This window comes from Rhodococcus sp. IEGM 1409 (assembly GCF_030056735.1).
Lineage (GTDB): Bacteria > Actinomycetota > Actinomycetes > Mycobacteriales > Mycobacteriaceae > Rhodococcus_F.
The window spans coordinates 245,052-264,964 of sequence record NZ_JASHKN010000010.1; the positions used below are offsets into that span (position 1 = coordinate 245,052).

Here is a 19,913-nt window from a genome sequence, read left to right on the forward strand (position 1 = left end):
TTCATCACAGACCCCACTCGCTCAGGCTCGGATGATCGTGCGGGCGTGGTCCGGTCGAATTCCAGAAGAACTTTCGCTCGGACTCCTTGATGGGGACGTCGTTGATGCTGGCATGACGGTGGTGCATGAGGCCGTCCGCGGCGAATTCCCAGTTCTCGTTGCCGTAGGCGCGGAACCACTGCCCGTCGTGATCGTGCCACTCGTACGCGAATCGCACGGCGATGCGGTCGTCGCTGTGTGCCCACAACTCTTTGATCAACCGGTAGTCCAGCTCGCGGGTCCACTTCTCGGAAGTTCGACGATCTCGGATCGGCCGGTGACGAACGTCGCCCGATTACGCCACCAACTGTCCGGCGTGTAGGCCAGCGATACCTTGTGTGGATCGCGCGAGTTCCATCCGTCCTCGGCGAGGCGGACCTTCAGGGCGGCGGTTTCGTGGGTGAAGGGCGGAATGGGCGCTCGGACGGTCATGGTGCGGCCTCTCGATTCAACGTGTACCTATCGGTACAAACTGTACTGATAGGTACAATCAAAGTCCAGAAACGATTTCGGCCGCCCCCACCGAAGTGGGAGCGGCCGACAAAGTCGAACAGGAAGAACTAGCGTGCGCGACGAGCCAGACGCTCGGAATCCGAGATCAAGACGCTCTTGCCTTCGAGGCGCAGCCATCCGCGGTGTGCGAAATCGGCGAGCGCCTTGTTGACGGTCTCGCGGGAAGCGCCGACGAGCTGGGCGATCTCTTCCTGCGTGAGGTCGTGAGTGACGCGCAGGGCGCCACCTTCCTGAGTGCCGAAGCGCTGCGCGAGCTGCAGGAGTGCCTTGGCGACACGGCCGGGAACGTCCGTGAAGATCAGGTCGGCCAGGGTGTTGTTGGTACGACGCAGTCGGCGGGCGAGAACGCGCAGCAGCTGCTCGGCGATCTCGGGGCGCTGCTGGATCCATGCCTTGAGAGCGTCGCGGTCCATGCTCACGGCGCGAACCTCGGTGACGGTCGTAGCCGTCGAGGTGCGGGGACCGGGGTCGAAGATGGACAGTTCGCCGAACATGTCGGACGGGCCCATGATCGTCAGCAGGTTCTCGCGACCGTCGGGTGAGCGTCGACCGATCTTCACCTTGCCGGACACGATGATGTACAGGCGGTCACCGGGTTCACCTTCGTTGAAGATGACATGTCCACGGGGGAAGTCGACGGGCTGCAGCTGCTTTGTCAGCGCCGCTACCGCTGAGGGCTCGACTCCTTGGAAGATGCCGGCTCTTGCCAGGACGTCGTCCACGTGCGCTCCTTGTTGGGATTTGTTCGTTTGTGGTGTCATTTTTGCGCTATCTATCTTTGTACCCGCGCTGCGCACAAACCGTCGTACACAGGCTCAGCCCTCACGAGTGAGACTGTGAGTGAGACACTGTGTCCAATGCAATCTGTGTTCAATGCAACAGGTACGGCATCGAAGTCTACGTCCCGATAGCTCGCGACGAGTGATTGATGCCACGTAAGAGCCGAAAATTCTTCCGGAATCTGCCGTGATGACTAGTTTGTATGGCCGTCAACTTGCCCGTTGTGTCCGGATTTCGCCCAGGCTGGCGCTTTCGGGAGCCTCCGACTGACGGCCCTTCCGCTTCCGGTGGAAGCGAGCGAAAGCATGGGGAAACCCATCGCTTGCCAGGCGGGCGACGTCGTCGTGACTTGCCTGATCGAGGAAGTCTTCTACTTCGTGCTCTTGAACCGAGAGCCGACGCAATCGCCCTTCGACTCGTTCCATCGCCAGGGCAAAGAGCATCAGCAGTAGCGGAAAGAGAATTACTGCGAGTCCTTGCATAGGGGGAAGTAAACACGTCGAAGGTCTCAGAATCGACACGACGGAGTCTCCACTCATGTCGTATCCGTACAGTTGTCTGAGTGCAGACCACCCCGACAGGCAGTTCAGAGCAGCGGAAGAAACCGCGTTCGGGGGGTGCGCGGAAAGAAGAATCACACCTCGGATTGGTACGCCGGGCGCGTCGGATGAATCGTGAGCTCGCCGTGGCATTTCCGCACGTGTATTGCGAACTCGACTTCACGACACCGTTGGAGCTGGCAGTGGCGACAATCCTGTCGGCGCAGTGCACGGACGTCCGCGTCAACATGGTTACGCCCGCGCTGTTCGCGCGTTATCCCGATGCCAAGGCATACGCGGAAGCCGATCGGACCGAACTCGAGGAGTACATCCGCTCCACCGGCTTCTACCGGAACAAGACGACGTCGTTGATCGGGCTCGGTCAGGCGCTACTCGAACGCCACGACGGTCAGGTCCCGAACAAGCTCGAAGATCTGGTGAAACTCCCAGGCATCGGACGCAAGACCGCGAACGTCGTGCTGGGCAATGCCTTCGACATTCCGGGAATCACCGTCGACACCCACTTCGGTCGGCTCGTGCGGCGGTGGAAATGGACCGAGGAAGAAGACGCCGTCAAAGTGGAACACGCCGTCGGGGCACTGATCGAACGTAAGGAATGGACGCTGCTCTCGCATCGCGTGATCTTCCACGGCCGACGGGTCTGCCACGCGCGCAAGCCGGCGTGCGGAGTATGTGTTCTGGCCAAGGACTGCCCGTCGTACGGTCTCGGCCCGACCGACAAAACCGAGGCCGCGGCCCTGGTGAAAGGCCCCGAGACCGACCATCTGCTCGCCCTGGCAGGGTTGTGATCGCTGATGACAAGTGCTGGAAGATGGTCTCTCGCTGCGCTCGTGGTCGTCGCCGCTCTCGTCGTGGCGATCTGGCCCCGCGGTGGGGACGACACGACGCCTACGTCGACGGGTCCGTCCTCGTCCGCGTATCAGCCGCCGACGTTCACTCCGTCGTCGGAATCGCTCGATCAACTCCGTAGCCAGGCGGCTCTGGCCCCTTGCCCGACTCCGACGGGCGAAGCGCCTGCCGGCTCGGCTCTTGCCGGAATCACCCTCGACTGCGTGTCCGACGGAGCGCCCGTCGACCTTGCCGCAACGGTGGGCGGAAAGCCGACTCTGCTCAATCTGTGGGCGTACTGGTGTGCGCCGTGCGCCGAAGAGCTTCCGTACCTTCAGGAATTCGCGGAGCGCGCCGACGGCAGCATCAACGTGCTGACTGTGCATTCCGATCCGAATCAGGAGAACGCTTTGACGCGACTCATCGACTACTCGGTGCGTTTGCCCGGCGTCCAGGACGGTGACGGCAAGGTGCGGATCGCGGTGGGCGCACCGCCGGTGCTGCCGGTGTCGGTGCTCGTGCGCGCAGATGGAACAGTCGCCAAGGTCTTGCCCCAACCTTTCCGCAGTGCGGACGAAATCGCCGCCGCTGCGGCGCAATATCTGGGAGTCGTCGTATGAGCACACCGGTTCCCGAGTGGTTGCGCGCTGTCGCCAGCACCCAACCCACCGATCCCCACCGGATCAACCCCGTCCTCGAGCGTCGCGCGCCGCGCGGCACCGTGACGCGTCCGGCCGCGGTGCTCGTCCTCTTCGGCGGACCTCGCGAGGCCGATCCTCTGGCCGTCGGCGGATTGCCCGAGGGCGCAGACGTCTTGCTGACTCAGCGGGCGTCGACGATGCGTCAGCACAGCGGACAGGTCGCATTCCCCGGCGGCGCAGCAGACCCGGGCGACGACGGTCCCATCGGCACCGCGCTGCGTGAAGCGCAGGAGGAGACCGGGCTCGAGCCGAGCGGTGTTCAGCCGCTCGCCGTGCTGCCGGAAATCTTCATCCCGCCGTCAGGTTTCGACGTGACGCCGGTGCTCGGCTACTGGGAGCAGCCGACGACAGTGGGCATTCAGGACGAGGGTGAGGTCGGACGGGTGGCGAGGGTGCCGCTGCGCACGTTGCTCGACCCCGACAACCGGTTTCAGGTTCGCCATCCCCTCGGATATCAGGGCCCGGCGTTCCGCGCCGACGGCATGCTGGTCTGGGGGTTCACAGCAGGAATCCTCGCGGCGCTGTTCACGGTGTCCGGCTGGGAGATTCCATGGAACTACGAGGACGTGAGAGACCTGGACACAGCGCTGTCCGAGTTCGGTGAAGGTGTCGAGGATTCGGCGGTGCCGCGATGACAGGTTCTCGTTGGGTGGACATCGCCATCGTTCTGGTCGCTCTCATCGCGGCCACGTCCGGATGGCGTCAGGGCGCGGTGGCGTCGGCGCTGGCGTTTGTCGGCGTGATCCTCGGTGCCGTCGCCGGAATTCTGTTGGCGCCGCACCTGCTCGTGCACGTCACCGAAGGCAAACTGCGCATCCTCGCGGGCATCTCGCTGATCGTGGTGTTGGTCATCATCGGCGAGGTCGCCGGCATGGTGCTCGGACGCGCAGCGCGCAGCGGAATGCACAGTCCGACCGCGAGGTCCGTCGACAGCGTCATCGGTGCGGGCCTACAGGCGGTGGCCGTCGTGGTCGCGGCGTGGTTGCTCGCAATTCCGCTCACTTCTTCGTCGCAGCCGAATATTGCCGCCGCTGTTCGTGGTTCGGATGTTCTCGCCAGTGTGGACGAAGTGGCGCCGCAGTGGCTGCGCCGCATCCCGACCGAGTTTTCGGCGTTGCTCGACACCTCCGGCCTGCCGGACGTCATCGGCCCGTTCGGGCGCACGCCCATCACCGAGGTGGAAGCACCCGACGCGAGCGTTCTGGCCAGTCCGTTGGCGGCGCAGTTGCGTCCGAGCGTTCTACGCATCAACGGCGTCGCGCCGAGTTGCCAGCGCGCGCTCGAGGGATCCGGATTCATCGTCGCTCCCGAACGCGTCATGACCAACGCACACGTGGTGGCCGGAACCGAGAGCATCACGGTGGACACCATGGAGGGCGCACTGCCCGCACAGGTGGTTCTCTTCGACTCCGCCGTCGACATCGCGATTCTGGCGGTTCCCGGATTGGACGCGCCGGTGTTGCCATTTGCTCCGGAGCAGGCTCAGACCGGCGACAACGCGCTGGTGCTCGGCTACCCCGGTGGTGGTCCGTACACGGCCAGCGCAGCCCGCGTTCGTGAGGTCCTGAACCTGAACGGGCCGGACATCTACAAGGCCGGAACCACCCAGCGCGAGGTCTACACCGTTCGCGGATCCATCAGACAGGGCAACTCGGGTGGACCGATGGTCGACGATCAGGGGCGGGTCCTCGGCGTCGTGTTCGGCGCTGCCGTCGACGACAGTGACACCGGATTTGTCCTCACCGCGCAGGAAGTCTCGCGTCAGTTGAACGCGGCTGCCTCGGCCTCGACCCCCGTGCCGACCGGCGCCTGCATTTTGTAGCGGTCAGGAAGGCTCGTCGGTCAGGAAGTGCAGGAGCGTGCTGTTGACGCGCTCCGGGGCTTCCTGATGTGCGTAGTGGCCGACTCCGGGGATGGTGTGGAGTTTCTCGGTCGGCGCCCAGTGCCGGTCGCGACGCACGGTGCGCGTCAGGACGTACGGGTCCAGTTCGCCGTGGATCTGGAGGATCGGGATGCGAAGCACCTGATCCATCAACTTCATGAAGCGACGCCCTTCGGGGCGGAGTTGGCTGCGGAAGGCCCAGCGCTGGTACTCCAACGTCGAATGCGCGACGCCTGGGATCCGGATCGCGGATCGCATCTTGCTCATGACGTCCGCGAACTCGGGTTGCTGCGGCCAAGTGGGGCCGGACCTCGAGCGAACGAGGCGCTCCACCTCGGCGCCCTTGTCGGCCGTCAGTCGTCGTTCCGGGCGTAGCGGTACCTGGTAGGCCAGGAACGAGCGCAACAGTGCCCGGCGCTGATAGGGGTCACGGACGACGGCTTGCTTGAGCGCCATCGGGTGTGGTGACGAGATCAGCGCGATCGACCGCACCAGGCGTGGATGCAGGAGGGCGGTCGCCCAACACACCAAACCTCCGTCGGCATGACCGATCAGCGTGGCCTTGCCGTAACCCATCGCACGAATGAGGCCGGCTACGTCACCGGCGAGCGTCCAACCGTCGTAGCCGCGAGGGGGTTTGTCGGAATCGCCGTACCCACGAAGATCCATCGCGACGACGCGGAAGCCCTGCTCGGACAGTGCCGTGAGCTGATGGCGCCAGGACCACCAGAAATCGGCGAATCCGTGCAACAAGACCACCAACGGAGCATCCGGCTCCGCGTCGCCTACCTCGACGACGTGAAACCGGATGCCGTTGGCGTGAATGTCCCGGTGAATCCAGGGGCCGTCGAACCTGACGGTGGATGGATCTGGGGCTGCCACTTTCGATCAGACTCGCTACCGGCGCGCGTTGAAATCGACGGACGGCTTTGCGTCGTCATGGCTGCCGGGGATGACGTTCCTGGCCTGCTTGAGCGATTCGATCGTCTTCTCCGGAGCCCTCAGCTTGCGCACGCGCAGATAACCGAGCAGCGCCAGAATCGCGGTGGTCACCACCATGATCAGGAAGACGATGAGGAACGCCAGCCAGCGCGGCACCCAGATGTCGAGCATCTCGGCCAGGAAGAAAAAGAAGAAGAACGAGCTGAACAGCAGAACTGTGAAGGCCAGGATGAAGAAGACACTGCCCTGCAGGCCCTTCTTGACCTCGCCCGTGACCTCGGCCTTGGCGAGTTCAACCTCGGCGCGCACGAGGGTGGAGACCTGTGCGGTCGCATCCTTGACGAGGGCCCCGATGGTGGCCTCGCCCGGCGTGCGGGCGTCCACATCGGTGAGAGGGATGGAAGAGACCGTGTTCGGTACTCCATCTCCGGTGAAGCGCTGGCTCTCTCCGTTGGTCAAGCTCACTTGTCGACCTCTCCAGGTAGTTCTCTCGCGTCCGTGGCAATGGCGGTGGAAGCGTCGTCTCGAGCCGCATGAACCCGTCCACGTCGCCACAGCAGCGCTGATCCGATCAGCGATGCCACCAACGATGTCACGAGAACTGCGGCCTTCGCTATCTCGGCCTCGCTGCCATCGCCGACCCCGTCCAATGCGAGGTCTGCTACAAGCAGGCTAACGGTGAACCCGATGCCACCGAGAACTGAGAGGGCAAACATGTCTCTCAATTCCAGTGTCTTGGGTTTGGTTGCTATCCCCAATTTGATCGCGAGCAGGGAAATCCCGAAGATTCCGACGGTTTTGCCGACCAGAAGACCGACGACAACCGATTGCCCCACTGGGTCGGTGAAAATGTCGCCGAGTACCGCGGCGCTGATCGGAACACCGGAGGCGAACAGTGCGAAGACGGGGACGCAGAAGCCTGCGGAGTACGGCTGAATGCGGTGCTCGAGACGGCTGCCCGGCGCGTACTCCTCGTCCGGATCACGCCTGACCCGGGTGAGTAAGCCGAGCGCGACGCCGGCGAGTGTGGCGTGTATCCCCGCTTCGTGCATCGCATACCAGGTCAGTAGTGCCAGCGGGACGTAGAGGAACGGCGTCGTGATGCGTTTGTGTTGGGCGTAGGCGTAGGTAGCCAGGGCGGCGGCCGCGGTCAGCAGCCACAACATCGCGAGGGAACCGGTGAACAGTACGGCGATGAGGATGATCGCGAGCAGATCGTCGACGACGGCCAGGCTGAGCAGGAAAACTCGGGCGCTCGCTGGGATCTTCGAGCCGGTGAGCGCGAGCACGCCGAGGGCGAAAGCGATGTCCGTCGCGACGGGAATGGCCCAGCCCTTGTCCATGCCGGGTGTGCCGAAGCCGATGGACGCCGCGATGATCGCGGGGACCAGGACGCCGCCGCACGCAGCGATGATCGGGAGCATCGCGGCTTTACGGTCCGCGAGTTCGCCGACCACCAGTTCGCGTTTGAGTTCGAGGCCGGCGACGAAGAAGAAGACGGCAAGCAGTCCGTCCTGCGCCCACGTACCCAGGCTGAGGTCGAGATGGAGTGCGGACGGGCCGATCTGGAAGTCGCGTAGTGCGATGTAGCTCTCACCGAAAGGAGAGTTCACCCAGATCAGAGCGACGGCAGCGGCGATCAGGAGTATCGATCCGCCCACCGTTTCGGTGCGGAGATAGCGGGACAGTTCGGAACGCAGAGTGGAGATCACGCGTGGGGACGACCTTCGTTCGTGCACCCGAGTTCGGATGCAACAGACATGAACGTGATCGACGTTGTGAAGCATCGAATGCACGTGCCGACCAGACTTCCCGGCTCACCTTTACGGGATTTTATCGCGGATTGCTCGCTGAGCCGAATTTGCGAACCGAATTTGCGCCCGAAACCCCGCGGGTGTTCAATTCCTACTGATTGGGACAGCATCCCACCAATTGGACAATTTTCGTATAACGGCGCAGGAGCATGCTTTGAGCACGTCAGTCAGTGAGAATCCACCCAAGCCTGAGGGCGGCGACGCAGATACCGTCGCCGGAGTGCCGCGCAGCCGAATCGTGGTTGCCAGCATGGTGGGTACGTCCATCGAGTTCTACGACTTCTACATCTATGCAACAGCGGCAGTATCGGTGTTCCCGCACCTGTTCTTCCCGAAGGGCAACGACACCACCGCGCTTCTCGCGTCGTTGGCGACCTTCGGTCTTGCTTTTGTCGCCCGCCCCCTCGGCTCGATTCTCTTCGGACACTTCGGCGATCGGGTGGGTCGTAAGGCAACCCTGGTCGGCTCGCTGCTGACGATGGGCATCGCGACCTTCCTCATCGGACTTTTGCCCACCTATCACCAGATCGGTCTGCTGGCCCCGGCGTTGTTGGCGCTCATGCGTTTCTGCCAAGGTCTCGGGCTCGGCGGTGAATGGTCGGGTGCTGCTCTACTCGCGACCGAGACGGCCAAGGAAGGCAAGCGGGCCTGGGCGGCGATGTGGCCGCAACTCGGTGCACCCATCGGCTTCTTCATGGCCAACGGCCTGTTCCTGATCATCACGCTGTTCATGAACCACGACAATTCCAGCCCCGATCTCGAGGGCGCGTTCCTGAGCTGGGGTTGGCGAATTCCGTTCCTGCTCAGCGCAATCATGGTGATGATCGGCCTGTACGTCCGGCTCAAGCTCGAGGAAACCCCGGTGTTCGCGCGCGCAGTCGAGCGCGGCGAGAAGGTCAAGACCCCGGTCGCCGAGGTGTTCAAGACCAGCTGGCGTCAGCTGATCATCGGTACGTTCGTGATGCTCGCGACCTACACGCTCTTCTACATCATGACCACCTGGGTGCTCAGTCACGGAACCGGCAAGACGTCGGCCGACGGCGGAACCGGCGCCGGCTTCAAGTACACCGATTTCCTTGTCCTGCAGCTGATCGCAGTCGTGTTCTTCGCTGCCGCCGTGCCGGTCTCCGGTTGGCTCGCAGACCGTTACGGGCGCCGGATCACACTGCTGATCATCACCGGCCTGATCATGGTGTTCGGCTTGACCTTCGGAGTGTTCCTCGAACCGGACGGAATGAACGACGGCCGCATGTTGGCGTTCCTCATCGTGGGCATGCTGCTCATGGGCCTGACCTTCGGACCGATGAGTGCCGTTCTCCCGGAACTCTTCCCGACCAACGTCCGCTACACGGGTTCGGGGATCGCGTACAACACTGCCAGCATTCTGGGCGCTGCGGTGGCGCCGTTCATCGCCGTCTACCTCGCCAAGAACTACGGCGTCGGTTGGGTCGGCATTTATCTCCTCGTAGCGGCGACACTGACTTTTGTTGCGCTGCTGGTCATGCGTGAGACGAAGGGTGAGTCGCTCGATGATGTAGGGGCGTAGCCCCTGTGCGCCTTTTTGGTAGTGGGGGCTACCGAAAAGGCGCACAGCAGGTGTCAGGGCTGGGCAGGCAGGACGTGCTCACCGGTCTTGTCGGTGCTCAGTGCCAAGGAACTGATGTACTGCTTCTCGCCGTTCGGGCCGGGAACATTGGACGCGAGCATGTCGGGACGCTCGAACTCGATTCCGCTGACGCAGCACAAAAGCGTTTCACCGGAGGGGTTTCCGTACTCGTCGAACATCGGCAGATCGATGCCGTCGTCAGTGCGTCGTAGGTAGTACTTGCCCTTGGTGGCGACGGCCAGGACCGGCGGCATGACCAGCGCGATGACGATGGCGACGATCGGGGAGAACGGCTTGATCGCCGAACCGAAAGCGCCGAAGAACACCAGGATCGAAACTCCCGCAGCCAGCAGCATCGACACGAAGCCGACGGGATTGACGTCGTAGAGCATCCCGCGTCGGAACTCGGGGACCTTCGGGGAGAGCTTCAACCAGTACTTGTTGATCGCGATGTCCGAGGCGACGACAACGACCCAGGCGATACCGCAGTTGGCGTAGAATCCGAGGATCGTGTTGAGGAAGTCGAACATGTTGGCTTCCATCAAGATCAGTGCGATCGCCAGGTTGACCAGAACGAAGACCATGCGCCCCGGGTAGGTCTTGGTGACGCGGGTGAACGAGTTGGTCCAGGCCAGTGAGCCGGAGTAGGCGTTGGTGACGTTGATCTTGATCTGGCTGATGACCACGAGGATCACGGCCAGCGTCATGGCGAGCCAGTGCGGCATCATGTCCTGGTAGATCTCGAGGAACTGGTGCACGGGCTGGTTGGCGATCGAAGATCCGTCGACGACGTTCGCGATGATGTACACGGCGAGGAACAGTCCGACGATCTGCTTGAACGCACCGAAGATGACCCAGCCCGGTCCGGCGAGAATTACTGCAGCCCACCAACGACGGGTGTTCTCCGGCGTCTTGGGCGGCATGAAGCGCAAGTAGTCGATCTGCTCGGCGATCTGCGCGATCAGCGACAGGCAGACACCCGCGGCCAGCATCACCGAACCGAAGTTGACACCCTTGCCGTTTGCGCCGTCCTCACCGCCGAAGGCGAAGAACGCGCTCACCGAATCAGGGTGTTTGAACAGCAGATACAGGAACGGCAGCACCATCATGACGAGCCACAAAGGCGTCGTCCATACCTGGAGCTTTGCCAGAGCCTTCATGCCGTAGATGACCAGTGGGATGACCATCAGCGTCGAGACCGCGTACCCGATCGAGAGTGGGATCCCGAGCCCCAGTTTCAAACCTTGGGCCATGATGGAACCCTCGAGGGCGAAGAAGATGAACGTGAACGTCGCGAAGATGACGTTGGTGACAACCGAACCGTAGTATCCGAAACCGCTTCCGCGCGTGATCAAATCGAGGTCGATGTTGTATCGCGCAGCGTAGTAGGCGAGTGGGAAACCCGTGGCCATGATGACGACGGCAAACACTGCGATGCCCAGAAGCGCGTTACCGGTGCCGTACGAGATGCCGATGTTGGCGCCGATCGAGAAGTCTGCGAGATACGCGATTCCGCCGAGTGCGGACGTCGCGACGACTCCAGTTCCCCATTTGCGGTAACTGCGTGGCGCAAAACGGAGGGTGTAGTCCTCCAGCGTCTCCTTCAGTGCGGTGTTCTGACCGGGATTCGCCCTGTCCGGCGCGACTGCGGACACCTGCTCGTTCACTGCTGTCATGACGTCACTTCCCCTGGGTGCCTGTGCATGTGCACTTTGTGGTGCAGGCACCCAACCTAGGGAGGTGGCGTTACGCGGACATGTTTGAAATGTGTCGCCCACGTTGCGGATTCGATCCGCAACGTGAGCGAGCACTCATGGGGCTTTCTTTACCTGTATCTGATCACCAACCGCGCGGGCCTGCAAGGCGAGTGGCTGCGTCCCGACTGGCCGAAGGTCGAGAACGGCGCCGGCCACCGGGTCAGCCAGGACGTTCCGGATAGTCCGGCGCAGGCCACGTGCTCCGTACACCGGATCGAATCCGCGTCGTTGCAGTAGAGCGACGGCGCTGTCGTCCACCTCGACGTCGACGCCTCTCCTGGCCAGCCGAGCTGTGATCAGTCCGATTTCGAGCCGAGTGACCTGCTCCGCCGTCCGTTCGTCGAACTCGTCGAGGATCACGGTTTCGTCGATGCGGTTGAAGAACTCGGGGTCGAAGAACTTCTCCAACGCGCGCTGCACCAGGTGATGACCGTGGCGTGGTCGATCGAGGCGGACGCGATCGGCGATCCGTCGTAGCCGGGACCGTCGACGTTCCGCCACCGCAGCCGAACCGAGATTCGACGTCAGGAACACGTAGCTGTTGCGAAACGAGATCTTCTGCTGACCGTTCGCCAACCGGAGCTCGCCGTTGTCGAGGACCTGCAGGAGCGCACGCAGCACGGTGGGGTCGGCCTTCTCCACTTCGTCGAACAGGACGATTCCGGGGGTGTACGGATCGCCCTCGACGGTGTTCTTGTCGAACAGTGTGAAGGACTCCTTGCTACCGGCATATCCAGGAGGAGCCCCGGAAAACGACGCCGCATAGTGCTCTTGTGCTAGAGCATTCATGTCGATACGGCACAGATCGTCGGGCCCTGACCGTAGTTCCGCGGCCACCCGTCGCACCAACTCAGTCTTGCCGACGCCGGTGGGGCCGACCAGAAGGATGTTGGCGAGCGGACGTGTCGGATCGGTGGCACCGACATGCGCGATCGAAATCGCGCGAACCACAGCGTCGACGGCGGCCTGTTGCCCGACGATCTTGGAACTCAGGGCTTTCGAGAGCTTCCGTGCGTCGAAGGCTCCTACCGGTGCGGGCTCGGTTCGGTCCTCGGCCGGTGGTGGTGCTGCACGGTTCCGGTCGTGGAGCATGTCGGTGATATACGGCACGGTGAGATCCTTACGCTTCGATTGTCTTCTCGACCGGCAGATTTCCGACGCGGCAATCCGCTACGCCCACTGTGTCTCGGGTGATGGCCTCGACGCGCTCCTGAGCCTTCTGGGCGTCGGTGACCCACAGTTTGTAGAACTCGAACGGGCAGTCCGCGACGCCCTTGTCTCCGTCACCTGCTGCATGGACGCCGGAGTAGCCGCGGTGGAGGAGCTTGAAGATGTGGTTCTGGGATTGATCGTTCTCGCGTGCATCACGAATGGCCGAGACGGACAGTTGCGCGTACTGGATTCCGTATTCTTCCTCGCCGGTTTCGCCCAGCGTACGGCCGTCGAATCCGATGATTGCCGAGTGTCCGAAGTAGGAGTAGACGCCGTCGAATCCGGCCGCATTGGCAACTGCCACATAACAATTGTTGGCCCAGGCCATCGCCTTGGACATCATCACCTGCTGGTCTTTGGCGGGGTACATGTATCCCTGGCAGCGGACGATCAGCTCGGCGCCCTTCATCGCACAGTCGCGCCAGATCTCCGGGTAGTTACCGTCATCGCAGATGATCAGCGAAATCTTCAGCCCCTTCGGGCCCTCGGAAACGTAGGTAGTGTCACCGGGGTACCACCCTTCGATGGGGCACCAGGGCAGGATCTTTCGGTACTTCTGAACGATTTCGCCCTTGTTGTCGATGAGAATCAGCGTGTTGTACGGCGGCTTGTTCGGGTGATCTTCGTGCTGTTCGCCGGTGATGGAGAAGATTCCCCACGTGTCGGCTTCGCGGCATGCGGCGGAGAAGATCGCGGTCTCGTCGCCGGGGATGGTGGCCGCTGTCGCGTACATCTCCTCTTCGTCGTACATGATTCCCTGCGTGGAGTATTCGGGGAAGACCACGAGATCCATTCCGGGGAGACCGGTCTTCATGCCGATCATCATGTCGGCGATCTTGCGCGCGTTCTCGAGGACGCCGGCGCGATCGTGCAGGCGGGGCATCTTGTAGTTGACCACTGCTACGCCGACTGTGTCGTTGCTCGAGGAAATGTCACCGTGTCGCATTGTCTTTCACTCCTTGGTTGTGTGGATCAGTTGAAGACTGGACGGGATTGGGGTACTGCGGCTTTGGGTGCGGCGAGGATCTTGGCCAGACCTAGGAGAACCAGAAGTGCTCCGGCCCAACCGACCGCGACGGCAGGCGCGGTGTGGAAGTTGTCGGTCAGTATCAGGAAGGCGGGAACCGTGCAGGTGGGCTGGCTCAGAAGGACTGCAGCCCAACCGGTGAAGCGGCCGAGATTTTCCCGGCCCAAGCCGAGCACCAGGAAGAACAGCGTCCAGAGCGCTGCCCATGCGAGCCAGATGACGCCGAAGACCGGGTCGTTGCTCACCGTGAACGAGAGGAAGGAATACACCAGTGCGGCGCACGCGACGAACAGCGAGAACCAGCCGATTCCTTCCGGTTCGAAGCCGGCGAGATTGCTGATGCCCACGTAGAGGTAGGTGAATCCGAACAGGTAGAGCCCCGAGGCCGCCAGGACGGCACTCGAATCTCCCTGTGCCTGAATCAACATGACGGTGGGGACGACGCACTGAAGAGCGCCGACGAAGAGGTTGAGGACCGAGGCGGATCGAACGGGAACTGTGCCGAGCAGCATCAGCCCGTTGACGAAGAGGACGGCTCCCACGTAAAGCAAACCAACACTGCCCATCGGGCACCTCCGGTTACTTTCGGGACGGGTTATTTTCAAATGAAATGATTCCAAATGAAACTAAGTGATGCGCGCCACAGAAGTCAAGAGGTGGATCTCAGGGAAAGATTTCAGAGGGTTGCGATGATCGAGAAGTCGAGTCCGTCGGCGACGGCAAGCTGAATCTTCTGCCGTGCAACACGATCACGAAACTCGACGGTTCCGCGAGGTCCGTCGTACGCGGCGCCTTCGACGACGGCATCCAGGTCGTGCGGATGTGTGCTGTCGGCGCGTCGAACCAGGACCGAAAGGGTATGTATCCCTTCGTAGCACGACTCAGCAGCGTTGTTCAGTGCTGGGGCGTGTGCGCCATGTAGTGCAACGTAGCGTCCGAGCAGGTCCATGGAGTTGCCGTCGACCATCGAACGGAAGTACGCGGCGGAGGCAAACAGGTTTCGCGTTGCCCTCGGCCCGCTCGCGAGCAGCATGTTTTCTTCCATCAACGGGCTGAACCGGATCGTCGACTCGTCGAGCCCGCGGTGGGCGAAGGCGCGGTTGAAGTCGACGGCGTCCTGCCCGACGAGGAGCATGATCACGCCGTCGCACCCGGAGTTCGAGACGGTCTCGACCAACTGTTTCATGTTGCCGCGCCCCAGGTCGACAAACGAACCACCGACCAGGGTGAGGTCGAGTTCGGTCGCGAACTGTCGGACGGCCCCGAGCGAACTGTGTGGCCAGATGTAGTCGTCGCCGACGACAAACCACTTACGCGCTCCGACGTTGTCACGCAGCCACTTCAGTGCCGGCGCGATCTGCTGCCGTGGTGTCTCGCCTGAGCAGTAGATACCTGGTCTGACCTCGCCGCCCTCGTAGAGCGAGGTGTACGAGTACGGGATGCGGTCGGCGACCACGGGCGCAAGCGCGTGGCGGACCGAGGAGATGTGCCAGCCGCTGACGGCGTCGATGTCGCCTGCGTCGAGTAGTTGTTGCACGCGGGCGGCGACGGCGCTCGGCGTCGCACCGCCGTCGATCACTTCGATCTGGACTTCGCGTCCCAGTACGCCACCAGAGTTGTTGAGGTCGAGGGCGGCCAATTCGCTGATTGCTTCGCACGACGGACCGAACAGTCCGGCCGGTCCCTGGAGGGGAACCACCATGCCCAGGCGCCACACCGCGCTGCGCGCGCGTTCGAGCGCGCCGGTAGCGCTCATGCGTCGCCGCCGGAATCGGGAGTCAGCGGCCTGACCTGGGTTACTATCATTTCATTTGAAAGTATTGCCCGAGAAGTGTGAACTATGCAACAGCGGGGGAGCGATCAGTGGGAAAAAGTGACTCCGGAATTCTTGATGCGACGCTGACGACCGCGCTGGTCCGAGCAGCTCGAATGGCCGCGGCAGCGGCGGAGAAGACGCTGGCGGCAGAGAATCTCACTCTCGATCACTGGATGACGCTCGAAGCCTTGGCGTCGACCGAGGGGCTGACGATGGCTGAGCTGCGCGATCGAACAGGAACACCAGCCCCGACGCTTACGAGAGTCGCGGACAAGCTGGTCTCGCTTGCGCTCATCTATCGCGAAGTCGGTGAGGACGACCGCCGGAAGGTACGCGTGTTTCTCTCGGCGCGCGGAAAGGCTCTGCACAAGCGGGTTGCCGCAGATATTCGCGTGGCCGAGGAGTCCTGGCTGACGTCGAAAGAGGAAGTGAAGTTACGAGAGGGGCTTCGCCCCTGTGCGCCTTCCTGGTAGTGGGGACTACCAAAAAGGCGCACGGGGCCGCAGGCCCTACTTGCCGCGTATTGCGTCGAATACCTTGGGGTCGACCAGGGTTGAGGTGTCTCCGAGGTCTCGGCCTTCGGCGATGTCGCGCAGGAGGCGGCGCATGATCTTGCCGGATCGGGTTTTGGGCAGTTCCGGCACGATCGTGATCTGACGGGGCTTGGCGATGGGGCTGATGTCGGTGGAGACCTGAGCCTTCAGTTCTGCGATGAGTGTGTCGCCGGTGTTCTCGACGCCTTCGCGCAGGATCACGAAGGCGACGATGCCCTGTCCGGTGGTTTCGTCGGCGGCGCCGACCACGGCGGCTTCGGCGACGCCGTGGTGGCCCACCAGTGCCGATTCCACTTCGGAGGTGGAGATGCGGTGCCCGGAGACGTTCATGACGTCGTCGACGCGGCCGAGTACCCAGAGGGCGCCGTCGTCGTCGTATTTGGCTCCGTCACCGGCGAAGTACCAGCCTTCTTGCGCGTAGCGGGACCAGTAGGTGTCGCGGTAGCGGTCCATGTCGCCCCAGATGCCGCGGAGCATCGCCGGCCACGGCTCGTCGAGGACGAGGTAGCCGTTGCCGCCGGGGCCGAGGGGTTTGGCGTCGTCGTCGACGATTTTCGCCGAGATACCGGGGAGTGGCGCCATGGCGGATCCGGGCTTGGTGGCGGTGATACCGGGCAGCGGGGAGATCATGATCGCGCCGGTCTCGGTCTGCCACCAGGTGTCGACGATGGGTGCTTTGTTGCCGCCGATGACCTCGCGGAACCAGCGCCACGCTTCGGGGTTGATGGGCTCGCCGACGGAGCCGAGGAGGCGGATGGAGGACAGGTCGTGGGCGTCGGGGATCTCGCGGCCCCACTTCATGAAGGTGCGCACGAGGGTGGGTGCGGTGTAGTAGATGGAGACGCCGTACTTCTCGATGATGTTGAAGTGGCGGTGCTCGTCGGGGGAGTTGGGGGTGCCTTCGTAGACGACCTGGGTTACACCGTTCGAGAGGGGGCCGTAGACGATGTAGGAGTGTCCGGTGACCCAGCCGATGTCGGCGGTGCACCAGTACACGTCTTGCCCCGCTTTGTGATCGAAGACGTTGTGGTGGGTGTAAGAGGCTTGGGTGAGGTATCCGCCGGAGGTGTGGATGATGCCCTTGGGCTTTCCGGTGGTACCGGAGGTGTAGAGGATGAACAGGGGATGTTCGGCGTCGAAAGCCTGCGCCTCGTGTTCGGGTGAGGCCTGTGCGACGGTCTCGTGCCACCACAGGTCGCGGCCGTCTGTCCAGTCGACGTCGATGCCGGTCCTGTTGACCACCAACACGTTCTGGACGGATTCGGCGCCGGCGACGGATTCGTCGACCGCGGTCTTGATGGGTGCTGCTGCGCCGCGTCGCCACTGGCCGTCGACGGTGACGACGAGTTTGGCCTGGGCGTCGTCGATGCGTGAGCGTAGGGCGGTGGCGGAGAATCCGGCGAAGACGACGGAGTGGGTCAGACCGAGGCGGGCGCAGGCGAGCATTGTGACGATCGCTTCGGGGATCATCGGCATGTAGACGGCGACGCGGTCACCGGCGACGAGGCCGAGGTCGGTGAAAGTGTTTGCGGCACGGCTGACTTCGGCGAGGAGGTCGTTGTAGGTCAGGTCGCGACTGTCGCCAGGTTCGCCTTCGAAGTGGATCGCGACGCGGTCGCCGTTGCCGGCGAGGACATGGCGGTCGACGCAGTTGTAGGCGACGTTGAGTTTTCCGCCGACGAACCACTTGGCGACGGGGGCGTCGGTCCAGTCGAGGACGTCGGTCCATTTCTCGTGCCAGTGCAGACGCTCGGCTTGGTCGGCCCAGAAGCCGAGGCGGTCGGTATCTGCGGCAGCCGCCAACTCCGGTCCCGCGTTGGCGGCCGCAGCGAACTCTGCGCTCGGCGGATATGCCTGGGGGACGTCTGTTTCGGCTGCGCTTGTCATGGCTGACGGCCTTCTTTCCACATTGATCGACACTTTTCTGACTCCGTGTGAGGGTAGTCACAAGCTCACGCAAGCGCACCGTTGCATCACGTTGCAACCCGTTGTCCTGCGACGATCGGTCGAAACGATGCGACGGGTGGTCGCTTCTGCCGACGAATGAATGTGTGCGAATTCAATTACCCCCAAATTTCCAACAATGGGTGCGGTGCGCGCTTCGGGTTCGATGTGTCTATTGTCAAACCATTATTCGACCACAACTCGAAGTCACGTTCACTTTCAGTTGTAGGCGACACGACGCCGGCAGTTACGGCTGTCGGCAGGCCGCGAGCATGCTCGGGGTCACTTAGATGTGGAAGGAATTCCTTTGCGTATCTCACGCATAGCGACCGGCGCGGTCGCGCTCGGAATGACGGCAGTGCTGATCACGGCATGTTCGTCCGGCGATTCGTCGGGCGGATCGTCCAGCGGCGTCGTCAACGCCTGGGCGGGCGAGCCTCAGAACCCGCTTATCCCCACGAACACGAGTGAGAACATGGGCGGCCGCGTCCTCGACTCACTGTTCTCCGGTCTCGTTTCGTACACCGCCGACGGCGGCACCGAGAACGAGGTTGCCGAGTCCATCGAGAGCACCGACGGTCAGAACTTCACCGTCAAGCTCGCGGACGGCTGGACCTTCACGGACGGCACCCCCGTCACCGCGAAGTCGTTCGTCGACGCCTGGAACTACGGCGCCCTCTCCACCAATGCTCAGCTTCAGGCTTCGTTCTTCGACCCGATCAAGGGCTACGACGAAGTTGCCGCCGAGGTCCCGACGGCTCAGACGATGTCGGGTCTGAAGGTCGTCGACGACTCCACCTTCACCATCGAACTCAAGCAGCCCGAGTCGGCGTTCCCTGATCGCCTCGGCTTCACCGCGTACTACCCGCTGCCCGAGGTCGCGTTCAAGGACATGGCCGCATTCGGTGAGAACCCGATCGGCAACGGCCCGTACAAGCTCGACGGCACCGGCGCGTGGCAGCACAACGTCCGCATCGACACGGTCGTGAACCCGGACTACAACGGCAACCGCAAGCCGAAGAACGCCGGCGTCGACTTCATCATGTACAACAGCCTCGACACGGCGTACACCGATCTCCTCGCCAACAACGTCGACGTCCTCGACCAGGTCCCGCCGAGCGCGGTCACGACCTTCGAGACGGATCTTGCCGGTCGCACGGTCAACCAGCCGTCGGCAACCATCGAGACGTTCACGATCCCGGGCCGCCTGCCGCACTTCAGCGGTGAAGAGGGCACGCTCCGCCGTCAGGCGATCTCGATGGCGATCAACCGCGATCAGATCACGCAGCAGATCTTCAACAAGACCAGGACGCCTGCACTCGACTTCACCAGCCCCGCAATCAAGGGCTGGAACGACTCGCTGACCGGTAACGGCAACGTGAAGTTCGATCCCGAGGCAGCAAAGGCCGCTTGGGCCAAGGCCGACGCCATCGCGCCGTGGTCCGGCAGCTTCGAGATCGCTTACAACTCGGACGGCGGACACCAGGAATGGGTCGACGCCACGGCGAACAGCATCCGCAACACCCTCGGCATCGACGCGAAGGGCAAGCAGTACGCCACCTTTGCGCAGATCCGTACCGAAGCCACCAACCGCACCATCCAGAGCTCTTTCCGCTCCGGCTGGCAGGGTGACTACCCGCAGCAGTACGGCTTCCTGGCGCAGAACTACCAGACCGGCGGCAGCTCCAACGACGGTGAGTACTCCAACCCCGAGTTCGACCGCCTCCTGCGCGAATCGGCCGGCCAGACTGATCAGGCGAAGGCTCAGGAACTGCTCGATCAGGCTCAGGAAGTGCTGCTCAAGGACCTGCCCGCAGTTCCGACGTGGTACCGCAATGCTGCCAGTGGATGGTCGGAGAACGTCTCCAACGTGACCATAAGCTGGAACGGTGTTCCGGTCTACGAAGACATCGAAAAGAACTGACGCGTAGAACGATC

At 62.8% G+C, this 19,913-nt stretch carries 18 protein-coding genes and 1 pseudogene; 7 read left to right on the top strand and 12 right to left on the bottom strand.

Going from position 1 to position 19,913, the window contains the following annotated elements; genetic code table 11:
* Positions 1 to 4: 4 nt before the first annotated feature.
* The 3 genes and pseudogenes from QM716_RS24130 to QM716_RS24140 form a co-directional block, all read right to left on the bottom strand.
* Positions 5 to 471: pseudogene (locus QM716_RS24130) on the bottom strand (nuclear transport factor 2 family protein).
* Positions 472 to 599: 128 nt separating this feature from the next.
* Positions 600 to 1,274 carry a Crp/Fnr family transcriptional regulator gene (locus tag QM716_RS24135; protein ID WP_003943506.1) on the bottom strand — a complete coding sequence of 225 codons (675 nt, stop codon included), beginning with the start codon at positions 1,272 to 1,274 and terminating at the stop codon, positions 600 to 602.
* A gap of 267 nt (positions 1,275 to 1,541) precedes the next feature.
* Entirely contained in the window at positions 1,542 to 1,814 is a 273-nt protein-coding gene (locus QM716_RS24140) for a hypothetical protein (protein ID WP_019746620.1), read from the bottom strand.
* Positions 1,815 to 1,894: 80 nt separating this feature from the next.
* On the opposite strand from QM716_RS24140, the gene nth reads away from it, so the two are divergent.
* Genes nth through QM716_RS24160 form a run of 4 tightly spaced genes read left to right on the top strand, consistent with a single transcriptional unit; the run spans position 1,895 to position 5,243 of the window.
* Entirely contained in the window at positions 1,895 to 2,680 is a 786-nt protein-coding gene (nth, locus tag QM716_RS24145) for an endonuclease III (protein ID WP_003943471.1), read from the top strand.
* Between the two features lie 6 nt (positions 2,681 to 2,686).
* Positions 2,687 to 3,340: a TlpA family protein disulfide reductase gene (locus QM716_RS24150; protein WP_283306658.1), complete on the top strand. Its 654-nt coding sequence runs from the start codon at positions 2,687 to 2,689 to the stop codon at positions 3,338 to 3,340.
* Positions 3,337 to 4,056: an NUDIX hydrolase gene (locus QM716_RS24155; protein WP_283306659.1), complete on the top strand. Its 720-nt coding sequence runs from the start codon at positions 3,337 to 3,339 to the stop codon at positions 4,054 to 4,056. Before QM716_RS24150 ends, QM716_RS24155 begins: the two co-directional genes overlap by 4 nt.
* Positions 4,053 to 5,243, top strand: a complete 1,191-nt coding sequence (locus QM716_RS24160; RefSeq protein ID WP_283306660.1) for a MarP family serine protease — start codon at positions 4,053 to 4,055, stop codon at positions 5,241 to 5,243. Before QM716_RS24155 ends, QM716_RS24160 begins: the two co-directional genes overlap by 4 nt.
* Positions 5,244 to 5,246: 3 nt before the next feature.
* Here the strand turns inward: QM716_RS24160 and QM716_RS24165 are convergent, their stop codons facing one another.
* From QM716_RS24165 to nhaA, 3 genes are read right to left on the bottom strand one after another with little or no spacing between them, the layout of a single operon-like run.
* Positions 5,247 to 6,185 (bottom strand): alpha/beta fold hydrolase, encoded by a 939-nt coding sequence (locus QM716_RS24165; protein ID WP_283306662.1) that lies wholly within the window; start codon positions 6,183 to 6,185, stop codon positions 5,247 to 5,249.
* Positions 6,186 to 6,200: 15 nt separating this feature from the next.
* A complete protein-coding gene (locus tag QM716_RS24170; protein WP_283306663.1) occupies positions 6,201 to 6,710 on the bottom strand; it encodes a phage holin family protein in 510 nt (169 codons plus the stop codon).
* Positions 6,707 to 8,041 (bottom strand): Na+/H+ antiporter NhaA, encoded by a 1,335-nt coding sequence (gene nhaA / locus QM716_RS24175; protein ID WP_502942131.1) that lies wholly within the window; start codon positions 8,039 to 8,041, stop codon positions 6,707 to 6,709. The genes QM716_RS24170 and nhaA overlap by 4 nt, the downstream gene beginning before the upstream one ends.
* A 172-nt stretch (positions 8,042 to 8,213) precedes the next feature.
* On the opposite strand from nhaA, the gene QM716_RS24180 reads away from it, so the two are divergent.
* The gene (locus QM716_RS24180; protein WP_283306665.1) at positions 8,214 to 9,605 is read left to right on the top strand and encodes an MFS transporter; all 1,392 of its coding nucleotides are present in this window, start codon (positions 8,214 to 8,216) and stop codon (positions 9,603 to 9,605) included.
* A gap of 53 nt (positions 9,606 to 9,658) precedes the next feature.
* Here QM716_RS24180 and QM716_RS24185 read toward each other — a convergent pair whose 3' ends face one another.
* From QM716_RS24185 to QM716_RS24205, 5 genes are all read right to left on the bottom strand, one after another.
* Positions 9,659 to 11,341: a purine-cytosine permease family protein gene (locus QM716_RS24185; RefSeq protein ID WP_283306666.1), complete on the bottom strand. Its 1,683-nt coding sequence runs from the start codon at positions 11,339 to 11,341 to the stop codon at positions 9,659 to 9,661.
* Positions 11,342 to 11,476: 135 nt separating this feature from the next.
* Entirely contained in the window at positions 11,477 to 12,532 is a 1,056-nt protein-coding gene (locus QM716_RS24190; protein WP_283306667.1) for an AAA family ATPase, read from the bottom strand.
* Between the two features lie 10 nt (positions 12,533 to 12,542).
* The gene (locus QM716_RS24195; protein ID WP_230816507.1) at positions 12,543 to 13,580 is read right to left on the bottom strand and encodes an aliphatic amidase; all 1,038 of its coding nucleotides are present in this window, start codon (positions 13,578 to 13,580) and stop codon (positions 12,543 to 12,545) included.
* 26 nt (positions 13,581 to 13,606) lie between these two features.
* On the bottom strand, positions 13,607 to 14,227 hold the full coding sequence (locus tag QM716_RS24200; protein WP_283306668.1) for an AmiS/UreI family transporter: 621 nt from the start codon (positions 14,225 to 14,227) through the stop codon (positions 13,607 to 13,609).
* A 110-nt stretch (positions 14,228 to 14,337) separates the two neighbouring features.
* On the bottom strand, positions 14,338 to 15,417 hold the full coding sequence (locus QM716_RS24205) for a substrate-binding domain-containing protein (protein WP_283306669.1): 1,080 nt from the start codon (positions 15,415 to 15,417) through the stop codon (positions 14,338 to 14,340).
* A gap of 107 nt (positions 15,418 to 15,524) precedes the next feature.
* Between QM716_RS24205 and QM716_RS24210 the strand changes: the two genes are divergently transcribed.
* The gene (locus QM716_RS24210; protein ID WP_283306670.1) at positions 15,525 to 15,950 is read left to right on the top strand and encodes a MarR family transcriptional regulator; all 426 of its coding nucleotides are present in this window, start codon (positions 15,525 to 15,527) and stop codon (positions 15,948 to 15,950) included.
* 36 nt (positions 15,951 to 15,986) lie between these two features.
* Here QM716_RS24210 and acs read toward each other — a convergent pair whose 3' ends face one another.
* Entirely contained in the window at positions 15,987 to 17,918 is a 1,932-nt protein-coding gene (acs, locus tag QM716_RS24215; RefSeq protein WP_283306671.1) for an acetate--CoA ligase, read from the bottom strand.
* A 364-nt stretch (positions 17,919 to 18,282) separates the two neighbouring features.
* On the opposite strand from acs, the gene QM716_RS24220 reads away from it, so the two are divergent.
* Positions 18,283 to 19,899, top strand: coding sequence for a peptide ABC transporter substrate-binding protein (locus QM716_RS24220; RefSeq protein WP_283306673.1), 1,617 nt, complete (start codon positions 18,283 to 18,285; stop codon positions 19,897 to 19,899).
* Positions 19,900 to 19,913 lie beyond the last annotated feature (14 nt).

Excerpts from the sequence above, each read along its gene's own strand:
- QM716_RS24195 (WP_230816507.1), bottom strand. The coding sequence starts at position 13,580 with ATGCGACACGGTGACATTTCCTCGAGCAACGACACAGTCGGCGTAGCA.
- QM716_RS24200 (WP_283306668.1), bottom strand. The coding sequence starts at position 14,227 with ATGGGCAGTGTTGGTTTGCTTTACGTGGGAGCCGTCCTCTTCGTCAAC.
- QM716_RS24155 (WP_283306659.1), top strand. The coding sequence starts at position 3,337 with ATGAGCACACCGGTTCCCGAGTGGTTGCGCGCTGTCGCCAGCACCCAA.
- QM716_RS24205 (WP_283306669.1), bottom strand. The coding sequence starts at position 15,417 with ATGAGCGCTACCGGCGCGCTCGAACGCGCGCGCAGCGCGGTGTGGCGC.
- acs (WP_283306671.1), bottom strand. The coding sequence starts at position 17,918 with ATGACAAGCGCAGCCGAAACAGACGTCCCCCAGGCATATCCGCCGAGC.
- QM716_RS24185 (WP_283306666.1), bottom strand. The coding sequence starts at position 11,341 with ATGACAGCAGTGAACGAGCAGGTGTCCGCAGTCGCGCCGGACAGGGCG.
- QM716_RS24140 (WP_019746620.1), bottom strand. The coding sequence starts at position 1,814 with ATGCAAGGACTCGCAGTAATTCTCTTTCCGCTACTGCTGATGCTCTTT.
- QM716_RS24150 (WP_283306658.1), top strand. The coding sequence starts at position 2,687 with ATGACAAGTGCTGGAAGATGGTCTCTCGCTGCGCTCGTGGTCGTCGCC.
- QM716_RS24160 (WP_283306660.1), top strand. The coding sequence starts at position 4,053 with ATGACAGGTTCTCGTTGGGTGGACATCGCCATCGTTCTGGTCGCTCTC.